The 12,055-nt window shown below is 72.9% G+C and carries 11 protein-coding genes; 8 read left to right on the top strand and 3 right to left on the bottom strand.

What is annotated here, in order from left to right; genetic code table 11:
- Window positions 1-54: 54 nt before the first annotated feature.
- The 3 genes from AB0D45_RS28880 to AB0D45_RS28870 form a co-directional block, all read right to left on the bottom strand.
- Window positions 55-1,362, bottom strand: a complete 1,308-nt coding sequence (locus tag AB0D45_RS28880) for a cation:proton antiporter (RefSeq protein WP_362464367.1) — start codon at window positions 1,360-1,362, stop codon at window positions 55-57.
- Window positions 1,349-2,029, bottom strand: a complete 681-nt coding sequence (locus AB0D45_RS28875; RefSeq protein WP_362464364.1) for a flavin reductase family protein — start codon at window positions 2,027-2,029, stop codon at window positions 1,349-1,351. The genes AB0D45_RS28880 and AB0D45_RS28875 overlap by 14 nt, the downstream gene beginning before the upstream one ends.
- Window positions 2,030-2,132: 103 nt before the next feature.
- Complete coding sequence (locus AB0D45_RS28870; protein ID WP_362464361.1) at window positions 2,133-3,731, bottom strand: tryptophan halogenase family protein; 1,599 nt, start codon at window positions 3,729-3,731, stop codon at window positions 2,133-2,135.
- Window positions 3,732-3,909: 178 nt separating this feature from the next.
- Between AB0D45_RS28870 and sbnA the strand changes: the two genes are divergently transcribed.
- From sbnA to AB0D45_RS28830, 8 genes are all read left to right on the top strand, one after another.
- Complete coding sequence (gene sbnA, locus AB0D45_RS28865) at window positions 3,910-4,944, top strand: 2,3-diaminopropionate biosynthesis protein SbnA (protein WP_361608449.1); 1,035 nt, start codon at window positions 3,910-3,912, stop codon at window positions 4,942-4,944.
- Between the two features lie 107 nt (window positions 4,945-5,051).
- On the top strand, window positions 5,052-5,315 hold the full coding sequence (locus AB0D45_RS28860; RefSeq protein WP_361608447.1) for an acyl carrier protein: 264 nt from the start codon (window positions 5,052-5,054) through the stop codon (window positions 5,313-5,315).
- Window positions 5,312-6,580 (top strand): beta-ketoacyl-[acyl-carrier-protein] synthase family protein, encoded by a 1,269-nt coding sequence (locus tag AB0D45_RS28855; protein ID WP_362464358.1) that lies wholly within the window; start codon window positions 5,312-5,314, stop codon window positions 6,578-6,580. The genes AB0D45_RS28860 and AB0D45_RS28855 overlap by 4 nt, the downstream gene beginning before the upstream one ends.
- Complete coding sequence (locus tag AB0D45_RS28850; protein ID WP_362464355.1) at window positions 6,577-7,671, top strand: beta-ketoacyl synthase N-terminal-like domain-containing protein; 1,095 nt, start codon at window positions 6,577-6,579, stop codon at window positions 7,669-7,671. The genes AB0D45_RS28855 and AB0D45_RS28850 overlap by 4 nt, the downstream gene beginning before the upstream one ends.
- 92 nt (window positions 7,672-7,763) lie before the next feature.
- Complete coding sequence (fabG, locus tag AB0D45_RS28845; RefSeq protein WP_361608441.1) at window positions 7,764-8,507, top strand: 3-oxoacyl-[acyl-carrier-protein] reductase; 744 nt, start codon at window positions 7,764-7,766, stop codon at window positions 8,505-8,507.
- A 45-nt stretch (window positions 8,508-8,552) separates the two neighbouring features.
- Window positions 8,553-9,272, top strand: coding sequence for a DsbA family protein (locus AB0D45_RS28840; protein ID WP_362464352.1), 720 nt, complete (start codon window positions 8,553-8,555; stop codon window positions 9,270-9,272).
- Window positions 9,269-10,747, top strand: coding sequence for a condensation domain-containing protein (locus AB0D45_RS28835; RefSeq protein ID WP_362464349.1), 1,479 nt, complete (start codon window positions 9,269-9,271; stop codon window positions 10,745-10,747). The genes AB0D45_RS28840 and AB0D45_RS28835 overlap by 4 nt, the downstream gene beginning before the upstream one ends.
- Window positions 10,744-11,916, top strand: coding sequence for an FAD-dependent monooxygenase (locus AB0D45_RS28830; protein ID WP_362464346.1), 1,173 nt, complete (start codon window positions 10,744-10,746; stop codon window positions 11,914-11,916). Before AB0D45_RS28835 ends, AB0D45_RS28830 begins: the two co-directional genes overlap by 4 nt.
- Window positions 11,917-12,055 lie beyond the last annotated feature (139 nt).

The following is a 12,055-nucleotide window of genomic DNA, read 5'->3' as shown; positions in this document are numbered from 1 at the left end:
GGTCCCCGGGAGGGGGACGGCGCGGCCGCACCGGCGGCGGTCAGGGCCCCGGCGTCACAGGGCGGCCGCCTGCGCCGGCAGCCGCACCGGTTCGTGGACCGGGGGCCCCTCGGGGGGATCGGCGGCCTCCGCGTCCGGGGGCACGCCCTTGCGCAGCCAGGACAGGGCCGGGGAGGTGATCGCCGTGGTGAGCAGGGCCATCAGGACCAGCATCGTGAACAGCTCCGGCCCGATCACCCCCAGCTCCAGCCCCAGGTTCAGCACCACCAGCTCGGTCAGTCCGCGGCAGTTCATCAGCGCACCGATCGACATGGCGTCCCGCCAGGACCGGCCGGTGGCCCGTGCCGCCGTGGTGCTGCCGCCCCACTTGCCGAGGAAGGCCACGACCATGACGGCCAGGGCCCACAGCCACATCGCCGGATCGGCGGCCAGCAGCCCCACATCGGTCTTCAGGCCGGTGTTGACGAAGAACAGGGGCAGCAGGACCGGGATGGTGAAGGCCCGCAGCCGGGCCGCGCAGAGCTCGATCACCCGGGAGCCGCGCGGGGTGACCACCCCGAAGACGAAGGCGCCGAACAGGGCGTGCACACCGATCTTGTCGGTGGTGAAGGCCGACAGGCACAGCCCGCTGAAGAGCACCACCAGGACGACGGAGTCCACCGTGCGGGCGGCCCGCACGGCCCACCGCGCGAGCAGCGGCCGGACGGCGTAGATCATGAACGCCAGGAACAGCGCCGCCAGGGCCGCCGTCGTGGCCGCCTCGAGCGGGGAACTGCTGGTGCTGACCGCGACGACCGCGGCCAGCAGGCACCAGGCGGTCACGTCGTCGACCGCGGCGCAGGCCATGGCCAGGGCGCCGATGCGGGTGTTGTAGAGCCCCCGGTCGGTGAGGATCCGGGCGAGCACCGGGAACGCCGTGATGCTCATGGACACCGCGATGAACAGGACGAACGCGAGCTTGGTGACCCCCTTCGGCGCCATCGTGTCGTACATCAGCAGGGCCAGCCCCGAGCCGAGCACCAGCGGGAGCGCGATGCTCGCCTGGCTGACGGCGATGGCCGTACGGCTGTGACCGCGCAGGGCCGAGAGGTTGAGTTCCAGGCCCACCAGGAACATGAACGCCAGCAGACCGATGTTTCCGAACGCCCCGGTGAACGGCAGGACCGTCCCGGGGAACAGCCATGTCTGGGCCTCGGGCCACAGCCAGCCCAGCAGCGAGGGGCCCAGCAGGATGCCGACGGCGATCTCGCCGACCACCGGCGGCTGGCCGAGGCGGCGGAAGAGCATCGCGCCGGCCTTGCACGCGAGGATGACGGCGGGGATCGCGATCAGCAGGTCGGGCAGGGGGTCACGGGCGGACACGGGCCGCCCCCTCCGGAGCCGAGGGCACGCCGAGCGGAGCCGAGGGCACGCCGAGCGGGGCCGGGGAGGCGCCGAGCGGGGCCGGTATCGCCGGCGGGGGCGGGGCCGCGGCGGGTGGGCCCGGGACGGCGGTGGCGTCGGTCCAGCGGGCGTATCTGCGCTTGCCGTACAGCAGGGGCTCCTCGTCCTCGCGCAGCGAGACCCGGCTGATGCGGACGAACACGGCGGTGTGGTCGCCGAACTCGACGGCCTGGGTGACCTCCCCGTCGGCGACCGCGTGCGAGGCCTCCGTCAGGTGCGGGCCGCCGGCGCCGAGCGGCAGCCGCCACTCGGTGCGCGCGAAGCGGTCCGGGGTGCCCGAGGCGAACAGGTCGGAGACGGGGCGGGCGTTCTCGTGGAGCAGGTTGACGGCCACGTGCCCGGTCTCCAGGACGGCCTGGACGGTGGGGCTCGCGGTGCGCAGGCACAGCACGACGGTGGGCGGGGAGAGGGCGACGCTGGCGAGCGAGCTGCACGTCATGCCGCGCGGCTCGGAGTCCGCGCCGATCGTGGTGATCACCGAGACGCCCGAGGGGAACGCCGACATCAGGGGCCTGATGTCGGCTTCGGCCGCGCCGTCGGACAGGCCTGCGCGGACGGACGGGGACGGCTGGGAGGTGGCTGACATGGGTGGGGACCCTCCTGGGGCTCGGGGTGCGGCGCGGGCCCGGAAGCCGGAGGGAGGGGCCGGCTCCGGGCCTGCGCACCGGATGGAAGCGACTGCGTACGGACTAGCCGTGGAGCTTGCGCAGGTAGTCGTACGTGCTGGGCAGGGTGTCGAGGAGGTGCTCCTGCTCCTGCTTGACCTTGCCGAACATGGCCTCGGCGCCGGCCACGGAATCGGGCTTGTGCGCGAGGATCGGCAGGGGGGCGTCCGGCTCCAGGCCGAGGCCGGCGAAGACGCAGTAGTAGCTGCCGTTGGTCCAGAAGTTGCGGAATTCCGCCTCGAAGTTGCCGTAGTACGTGGACTCGTCCGCGATCGGCGAATTGATCGGCAGGCCGGCGTTGTACGCGGCGATCTTCTCCTGGATGTTCTTGGGGAGCGTCAGCTCCTTGTTCGCGCGCCAGAACGGCGTGTCGTTGCGCGGCGCGTAGTAGAAGTGCGCCTGGATGAAGTCGCGGGTGTCGTCGAACATCACCTCGATCTCGTGGTTGAAGCTGTTCGCCAGTTCCGGGTGGAAGTTGCGGTCCGGGAAGTGCTTCGCGAGCTGGTAGATGGCGGCGGTGATGAAGTAGATGCCGGTCGATTCCAGCGGCTCCAGGAACGCCGAGGACAGGCCGATGCTCACCACGTTGTTCACCCAGGCGCGGCGGTTGCGGCCGACCCGGAACTTCACGTGGTTGAACTTCGTCGTCTCCGGGTCCAGGCCCCACAGGGCGCTGAATTCCCGGGTCGCCTCCTCCTGCGTCGTGAACTTGCTGGAGTAGACGTAGCCGGAGCCGAAACGGCCCAGCATCGGGATCTTCCAGGTCCAGCCGGAGGACATCGCGATGGCGGAGGTGTACGGCTCGATGCCGTTCGCCTCGTCGTCGTGCGGGACCGCGGTGGCGACGGCGCTGTCGCACAGGAGGTGGTCGCTCATGTCGATGAACGGCTCTTCCATCGCCTGGTTGATGAGCAGCCCGCGGAAGCCGGAGCAGTCCACGAAGAGGTCGGCGTCCAGCACCCGGCCGGCCTTGGTGTGCAGGGCCTTGACGAAGCCGCGCTCGTCCTTCTCCGCGTGCGTCATCTCGTCCTGGACGTGGTGGACGCCCTGCTTCTCGGTGGCGAAGCGGCGCAGGAAGTCGGCGACCAGGGCGGCGTCGAAGTGCCAGGCGTAGCGGGTGGACGGGGTGCCGTCGAGCCACTTCGGGGACTTCAGCGCGTCCATGACCGGGGGCTCGCGGAAGCACGCGTAGTCGAACGGCTCCTCGGTCTGGCCCTCCAGCTTCCGCTTGGCCCAGTAGTGCGACATCGGCACGTTGTCGCTGTCGGGGAGGATGCCGAACGGGTGGTAGAAGTGGTCCGGGCCGCCGTTGTCCAGCTCACGCGCGTCGGGCTGGCCCTGGCCGCCGGTGCGCCAGTTCACGAACCGGACCGCCATCTTGAAGCTGGCGTTGCACTCCCGCATCCACTCCTCCTCGGCGATGCCGAGGTAGTCGAAGAGGACCTTGTGGAGGTTGGGGACGGTGGCCTCGCCGACACCGATCCGCGGAATCGCCGGCGCTTCCAGGACGGTGATGTCCACGGTGCCCTGGAGCGCCTTCCCGAGGTAGGCGGCGGTCATCCAGCCGGCGGTACCGCCGCCCAGGATGACGACTTTCTGAATGCGCGAGTCGGTGCCGGTCATGTAGGGACTCTCTCTTCCGTCTGCATGGGGAGTTCCGTTGTGCGATGGGAAAGAGATTCCGGCCGACGACTATGCGCCACCTATAACCGGCCGTATGGCATCGGTATAGCGGATTGGCCGAATCTCGGTCCCGTTGTATCCGCACCCCGCAACTCCCAGCAGAGGATGGCTGCATCAGATGCCGTACGACGAAGGGACGAAGGGAATCCTCTCGACAGTGGGAGGAACGCCGCTCATCGAACTGGAGCGTTTGCTGCCGGGCCTCGGCTCGCGGGTGTTCGCGAAGGTGGAGCGGTTCAATCCCGGAGGAAGTATCAAAGACCGCTCGGCACTCTCCATGGTGCTGGCGCGCATCAGATCCGGGGAACTCGTTCCCGGTGAATCCACCGTGATCGAGTCGAGTTCGGGCAATCTCGCGATCGGGCTCGCCCAGATCTGCGGCTATTTCGGCCTGCGCTTCATCTGCGTGGTGGACGCCCGGACGACCCGGCAGAACGTCGCGATCCTGCGGGCCTACGGGGCCGAGGTCGAGATCGTCGTCGACCCCGACCCGGTCACCGGCGAGCTGCTGCCCGCCCGGCTGCGGCGGGTCGCCGACCTCGTCGCCGAGACCCCCGACGCCTACTGGCCCGACCAGTACTCCAACCCGCTCAACCCGGTCGCCCACCAGACCACGATGCGCGAGATCGCCGAGGCCCTCGACGGCCGCGTCGACCAGCTCGTCGTGGCCGCCGGCACCAGCGGAACCCTGGGCGGCTGCGCCGAGTACATCCGCCGGCACGGCATGAACACCACCGTCAACGCGGTCGACGCCATCGGCAGCGTGCTCTTCGCCCCGCCCGAACGCGTCACCCGGCTCATCCCGGGCCACGGCGCCTCGGTCGTACCCCGGCTGCTGCGCCCCACGGACGCGGACCGGGTGATCCACGTCGGCGACCTCGACTGCGTCGTGGGCTGCCGCCGCCTCGTCCGCCAGGAGGCGGTCCTCGCCGGAGGTTCCTCGGGGGCCGTGGTCGCCGCGCTCGAACGGATCGCCCCGGACATCATCCCGGGCTCCAACGTGGTGCTCGTCCTGCCCGACGGCGGCGACCGCTACCTGGAGACGATCTACGACGACGCCTGGGTGCACCGCCAGTTCGGCGAGGTCTCCCACCTGTGGAAGGACCCGCAGCCCGCGGTCACCCCCCATCTGGTGGATATAGGCCACGGATAGCGGCCGCTCCCACCATCGATCCCACGCCGGCCCCGCCCGGAGCCACCGGCGACGCCCCCACCCGCACCGCCCCACCCGCACGATCCCCACCCACCGGAGGAATTCGGATGACCACCCAGATCCCCGCCCTCGACACCGAGCGCAAGGAGCAGATCAAGGAAATCGTCTGCGACATCCTCGAGCTCGACCTCGACGAGGTGACCGAGACCAGCCTCTTCAAGGAGGAGCACGACGCCGACTCCCTGCGCACCATCGAGATCCTCGCCTCCCTGGAGCGGGTCTTCGGCATCACGCTGGAGCAGGCCGAGCTCAGCCGCATGGTCAACCTGGTCGGCGTCTACGCCGTGATCGCGGAGGCCGAGGGCAAGTGACCTCCGAGACGGCCGCGACAGGGCGGCGACCCGCCGCCCGGCACCGGGTGGTGATCACAGGTCTCGGTGTCGTGACGAGCATCGGCACGGGCGTGGACGCCTTCGCCGAGGGCCTGCGGGCCGGACGCAGCGGGGCGAAGCCCATCAGCGCGTTCGACACCACCGGCTTCGCCCATTCGAACGCCTGCGAGATCACCGACTTCGAGCCGGAGGCCTGGCTGCGCGAGCTCCCGGCCGACGAGCTCGGCCGGGCCGCCCAGTTCGCGGTCGCCGGGGCCCGCATGGCGGTGGCCGACGGGGGACTCACCGAGGCGGACGTCCGGGCCAGGCGCTCCCTGGTCTCGGTCGGCACCACCGACGGCGAGTCCCGCGACCTGGACCACCTCACCGGGCTCCAGGTCGCCGCGGGCGAGGACACCCTCGACCCCGTGGTGGCCCGGCGCGTGTGGCCGGGCCGGCTCTCCGGCGGCATCGTCCGCGAACTCGGCCTGGAGGACGTCGAGACGGTCACCGTCCCGACCGCCTGCGCCGCGGGGAACTACGCCGTCGGCTACGGCTACGACGCCATCAGCTCCGGAGACGTGGAGATGGCCCTGTGCGGCGGGGCCGACGCCCTGTGCCGCAAGACCTTCACCGGCTTCTACCGGCTCGGCACCATCGCCCCCGACGTGTGCCGGCCCTTCGACGCCGACCGGCAGGGCATCCTCACCGGCGAGGGCGCCGGCATCCTGCTGATGGAATCCCTGGAATCCGCCCTGGCCCGCGGCGCCCGGATCTACGCCGAGGTCCTCGGGTACGGGCTGTCCTGCGACGCCAGCCACCCGGTCGCCCCCGACCGGGACTCGATCGCCCGCTGCATCACCGCCGCGCACGCCAACGCCGGCATCACCCCCGCCGACGTGGACTTCATCTCCGCGCACGGCACGGGCACCAGGGCCAACGACGTCACCGAGGTCGGAGCCATCCGCCAGGTGTTCGGCGAGGACCTGCCCCGCACCGTCTCGATCAAGTCGATGATCGGCCACACGATGGGCGCCGCCAGCGCCCTCGCCTCGGCGGCCTGCGCCCTCGCCCTGCGCGAGGGGTTCATCCCGCCGACCATCAACCACCGCACCACCGACCCCGAGTGCGGGGTGGACTGCGTACCGAACGAGGCGGTCGAGGCCGACCTCAAGGTCGTGCAGAACAACGGACTCGCCTTCGGCGGCAACAACGCCGTGCTGGTCCTCGGCCACTGGGAAGACGAGAGGAGCGCGGTCGCATGAGCACGGCAGCCGAACCCCGGGAGCGGCAGCTCGTCATCTCGGGCTGGGCGGTGACCTCCCCGTACGGCCTGGGCCGGCGGTCCTTCGCCGAGGGGCTGCTCGCCCGGAGGGCGGCCACGGCCCCCGTCGACCGCGGCCTGTGGCCCGTCCCGTACGAGGACGCCGGCCTGATCCCGGGCTTCGACATCAAGGAGGTGCTCGGCCGCAAGGGCACCCGCTCCATGGACCGGGCCACCGGGATCGCCGTCGTCACCGTCGGCGAACTCCTGGAGGACTTCGGCCGGGGCCTGGCCGCGGACCCGGAGAAGACCGGGCTCGTGCTGGGGACCTCCGGCAGCGTCCAGTCCATCATGGACTTCACCAAGGACGCCCTGACGGGGGAGAAGCCCTACCTCGTCGACCCGGCCCGGTTCCCGAACACCGTGATGAACTGCCCGACGGGCCAGAGCGCCATCCGGCACACCCTCAAGGGCCCCAACGTCACCGTCTCCGGCGGCTCCGCCACCGGCCTGCTCGCCCTGAACTACGCCTCCCGGCTGCTGCGCGGCGGCCACGCCAACGCGCTGCTGGCCGGCGCGGCCGAGGAGTTCTCCGTCCAGCGGGCCCGCCTGGAGCGGGTCGCCGACCACGGCGGGGCCGCGGCCGATCCCCTCGGGGAGGGCGCCGCGCTGTTCCTGCTGGAGAGCGGGGCCGCCGCCCGTGACGGCGGCCGCCAGGTGCTCGCCACCGTGCTCGGCTCCCGCTTCCGGGCCTTCCCGGAGAGCGGACGGGCCGGCTCCGCGCTGGCGCGCTGCGTGGCGGAGGTGCTCGCCGACGCGGGCGCCGCCCCCGAGGACGTCGCGCTGGTCGCGCCGGGCACCCCGGCCGGGCTGCTCGGCAAGCAGGAGGAGTCCGCGCTGGAGGCCGTCGCGGGCGAGCGGATCGCCGTGCGCCCCCTCGTCGGCGACGCGACCGCCGCCTCGGCCGCCTTCCAGCTGGCCGCGGTGCTCGCCCACGCCGGCGCCGAGGCCGCCCTGGTCGACCGGCTCGCCCTGGTCACCGCCATCGACCGGGACGGCACCGTCGGAGCCACCCTGCTGCGGCTCGGCTGAACCCGCCGGGGGGCGCACGCCGACGCGCCCCCCCCCCCGCCACCTCACCCCCTACACGCGCACCCGCGTCCCGAAGAGAGAGGCATCTATCCATGTCCGAGACACCGAGGCCGGTAGCCCTCGTCACCGGCGGCTCCCGCGGCATCGGCCGGGCCGTGGTGGAGATCCTGGCGCGGGACGGCCACGACGTGGCCTTCTGCTACCAGTCCAACGAGGAGGCCGCCGCCCTCGCCGCGAAGTCCGCCGAGGCGCTGGGGGCGCGGGTGCTGGCCCGCCGGGTGGACGTCACGGACCGCGAACAGGTCCGGGCCTTCACCGCGCAGGCCGAGGCGGAACTGGGCCCGGTGGAGGTACTGGTCACCGCCGCCGGCATCGTCCGCGACGGCCACCTGGCCATGATGAAGGACGAGGACTGGGACGCGGTGGTCCGCACCAACCTCGACGGCACGTTCAACTTCGCCAAGGCGCTGGCCTTCCCGATGATGAAGCGCCGGCGCGGCACCATCATCACCCTGTCCTCGGTCGCCGCCGCCGGCAACGCCACACAGAGCAACTACTCGGCGACCAAGGCCGGGATCATCGGCTTCACCAAGGCCCTGGCCAAGGAATCCGGCCGCAGCGGCCTGCGGGCCAACGCCGTCGCCCCCGGCTTCATCGCCACCGACATGGTCGGCGGCCTGTCCGAGAAGCACGCGAAGGAGATGACGGCCCGCATCCCGCTGGGCCGCTTCGGAGAGGCCCACGAGGTCGCCGAGCTGGTGTCCTTCCTGGCCTCCGACCGCGCCTCCTACATCACCGGACAGGTCTTCCACATCGACGGCGGTCTGGTCGTCTGACCCGCCCGACCACCGGGACCAGCCTGATTCACAGAGGAGTTCGACATGGCCGGCCGTGCCGCCCAACCGCCCCGGTTCTACTTCAACCTGCGCAGCCCCTACAGCTTCTTCGCCCTGCACGACATCGAGCGCGAGCACCCCGGCCTCCTCGACCGGGTCGAATGGCGCCCCTTCTGGGAGCCGGACGAGACCAGCGCGCGCCTGCTGGACGAGGCCGGCGGGCAGTTCCCGTACACGCCGATGAGCCGCGCCAAGCAGTTCTACATCCTGCGCGACGTACGCCGCCTCGCCGCCGACCGGGGCCTGCCGCTGACCTGGCCGGCCGACCGCTCCCCGTGGTGGGAGCCGGCGCACCTGACCTGGTTCCTCGCCGCCGACGCGGGCCTGGGCCGGGAGTGGGTCGCCCGCGCGGGGCGGGCCCGCTGGCTGGAGGGCCGCGACATCTGCGACCCCGCCACCGTCGTCGAACTCGCCGCCGGGATCGGCCTGGACCCGGCCGCGGTCGCCGCCGCCACCGACGACGCCGGGCTGCGCGCCCGCGGGGCGGCCGCGCTGACGGACGTGCACCGCGACGGGGTCTTCGGCGTCCCGTACTTCATCCACGGCAGCGAGCCGTACTGGGGCCTGGACCGGGTCTCCGCCTTCGCTGCCTCCTTCGCGCCGGCCGAGCCGGCCGCCCCCGCCGAGACCCCCGCCGAGAGGGAGCTCGCGGCGGTCGGCGCCGGCCGCACCACCGACATGAGCCACGCGGGAGGCTGCGGATGAGCACCACCACCACCGCCGAGGCGCTGCCGCTCACCGCGATCCAGCAGTCCATGTGGACGGCCTACCGGGTCTCGCCCGAGGCGTCCGCCTACAACATCGTCATGCCCCTGCGGCTGCGCGGCCCGGTCGACCCCGCCGCGATGGACGCCGCCGTCACCGCCGTCGGCGCCCGCCAGGAACTGCTGCGCTCGGTCTTCACCGAGAGCGCCGCCGGAGTGCGCCGCACCGTCAGCGAAGCCCCCCTGGTCCGCCTGGAGTTCCGCGACCTCGACGGCGCCGACGAGGCCGCGCTGCACCGCGCCGCCGAGGAGGCCGGATCCCGCCCCTTCCGCCTGGAGTCCGGGGCCTTCCGGGTGGTGCTGCTGCGCCGCTCCGACGAGGACTGGGCCCTGGTCACCTCCGCCCACCACATCGTCAGCGACTTCACCTCCCGCTGGCTGCTGGTCCGCGACGTCCTCGACGCCTACGAGGGCCTCGCGGCCGCCACCGAGCCCGCCTGGCGGCCCCTCCCCGGCTCGTACGCCGACCACGCGGCCGAGGAGCTGCGCTACACCGCCTCGGAGGCGGGCCGGCGCGCCGCCGCGCTGTGGCAGGAGTCGGTGGCGGACGCCGCCGCGGCCGAGCTGCCGCTGGACCGGCCCCGGCCCGCCCTGCGCTCCTACCGGGGCGCGACCGTCGTACGGCAGCTCCCCAAGGACACCGCGGACGCCCTGCCCGGGGCCGCCTCGGCGGCCGGGGTGACCCCCTTCGCGTACCTGCTCGCGGTCTTCCAGGCCCTCACCCACCGCTGGACCGGCCAGGACGCCTTCGTCCTCGGGGTCCCGGCCACCAGCCGGATGGGCCGTGCGCAGCGGGACGTGATCGGCTGCTTCCTCAACACCATGCCGGTGCGCGCCGACTTCGACGAGCGCTCCACCTTCCGCAGCACGGCCGCCCAGGCCGGCGAGCGGGTCATGCGCGGCATGGTCAACGTGCGCTACCCCTGCGCCCTGGCCTTCCCCCGCGCCACGGTCTTCCGTACCGCGCTGTTCCTGGTCCAGATGGACCGGATGGAGCCGCCGGTGCCCAACGTCCCGCCGGGCGCGGGCGAGGGCCCGTCCGTCCGCTACGCCGGGCTGGACATCGCCCTGATCGACGTCCCGCAGCAGGAGGGCCAGCTGGACCTGCTGCTGCGCATCGAGCAGACCCAGGACGGGATCACGGCCGTCTTGTCCTACGACACGGACGTGCTGGACGGGGAGACGGTCGCGCGCTTCGCCGACGGTTTCGAGCGGATGCTGGCGGCCGCCGTCGCGCAGCCCGACACGCCCGTCGCCGACGTGGAACTGGCCGGAGCGGGCGAGCTGGAGGCCCTGCTGGCCCTGGGCACCGGCACCGGCGGCGGGCCCGACGGCTTCGACGGCTTCGATGCCTTCGGCTCCTTTGACGAGTTCGACGCGTTCGAGTCCTTCGAGAGCGCCCGGGAGCCCCGGTGAGCCCGCGGATCGCCGTCATCGGCGCGGGCCTGGGCGGCCTGACCGCCGCCGCGGCCCTCTACGCGCGGGGCCTGGACGTCACCGTCTACGAACGCGGCGAGGCCCTGCGCGAACAGGGCGTCGGCATGCACCTGGGCCCCAACGGCACCCGGCTGCTGGAGCGCCTGGGCCTCGGTCCGCGCCTCGCCGAGCTGGCCGTACGCCCCGAGGCCCTGGAGGTCCGGGCCTTCCACGACGGCGCCACGGTGGCCGTGCAGGAGATGGGCGGGGCCTGGGAGGCTCAGTTCGCCGCCCCCTACCTCACCGTCCACCGCGGCGACCTGCACCGGATGCTGGCCGGCCTGGTGCCGGGCGAGCGCGTGCGGACCGGCAAGGAGCTCGTCCGGTACGAGGAACACCCCGACGGGGTGCGGCTGGAGTTCGCGGACGGCACCACCGCCGCGGCCGACGTCCTGGTCGGAGCCGACGGGGTGCACTCAATGGTGCGCCGCACCGTGGCCGGCGAGGACGCCCCCGTGTACTCGGGCAACAGCGCGCTGCGCGGACTGGTCGACGCGGCGGACGTGCCCGGCCTCGACCCGGCCCGGATGTACATGTTCGCCGGCCCCGGGGCACGGGTGCTGTGCTACCCGGTGTCCGGCGGACGGCAGTTCACGTACGTGGTGGTGGTGCCGGCGCCCGAGGGCGACGCCGAGTCCTGGACCAGCGCCGGCGACCGCGCCGACCTGGACGCCGTACTGGCCGGCTGGGCGCCGCAGGTGCGCGAGCTGGTCGGCGCGGCCGGCGAGGTGCGCCGCTGGGCCCTGTACGACCGCGCGCCCCTGGAGCGCTGGAGCACCGCCCGCACCACCCTGCTCGGCGACGCCGCCCACCCGATGCTCCCGCACCACGGGCAGGGCGCCAACCAGGCCGTCGAGGACGCCGTCGCCCTCGCCGTCTGCCTCGCGGAGGCGGGAGAGGGGCCGCAGGACCTCGCGGCCGCCCTGGAGCGCTACGAGACGGCCCGCCGCCCGCACACCACCCGGGTGCAGCTCGGCTCCCGCACGGGCGCCAAGCCCCAGGGCAAGCCCGACGGCGACGTCAAGGGCGCCGCCGCCGACGTGAGCTGGATCCTCGGCCACGACGCGGAAGCCGCCCTGCGCACCCCGGTGAGCAGGCCGGCCGGCTGAACCGGCCTGCCCCGCAACGGGCCCCCGACGCCGACCGGCGTCGGGGGCCTTCGTCGTGTCCGGGCCCGTATATGCGCTCGATAGGGCATCGATAGCGCCCTCTTCAAGGATGGCCACACCTGATCACGCGAAGGGAACA

It is taken from the genome of Streptomyces sp. NPDC048352, assembly GCF_040651895.1.
Lineage (GTDB): Bacteria > Actinomycetota > Actinomycetes > Streptomycetales > Streptomycetaceae > Streptomyces.
Note: the sequence above shows the minus strand (reverse complement) of the source record. Positions and strands in the feature narration are given on the sequence as shown.

Coding starts and splice junctions, on each gene's coding strand:
- AB0D45_RS28875 (WP_362464364.1), bottom strand. CDS start 2,029: ATGTCAGCCACCTCCCAGCCGTCCCCGTCCGTCCGCGCAGGCCTGTCC.
- AB0D45_RS28870 (WP_362464361.1), bottom strand. CDS start 3,731: ATGACCGGCACCGACTCGCGCATTCAGAAAGTCGTCATCCTGGGCGGC.
- sbnA (WP_361608449.1), top strand. CDS start 3,910: ATGCCGTACGACGAAGGGACGAAGGGAATCCTCTCGACAGTGGGAGGA.
- AB0D45_RS28860 (WP_361608447.1), top strand. CDS start 5,052: ATGACCACCCAGATCCCCGCCCTCGACACCGAGCGCAAGGAGCAGATC.
- AB0D45_RS28850 (WP_362464355.1), top strand. CDS start 6,577: ATGAGCACGGCAGCCGAACCCCGGGAGCGGCAGCTCGTCATCTCGGGC.
- fabG (WP_361608441.1), top strand. CDS start 7,764: ATGTCCGAGACACCGAGGCCGGTAGCCCTCGTCACCGGCGGCTCCCGC.
- AB0D45_RS28840 (WP_362464352.1), top strand. CDS start 8,553: ATGGCCGGCCGTGCCGCCCAACCGCCCCGGTTCTACTTCAACCTGCGC.
- AB0D45_RS28835 (WP_362464349.1), top strand. CDS start 9,269: ATGAGCACCACCACCACCGCCGAGGCGCTGCCGCTCACCGCGATCCAG.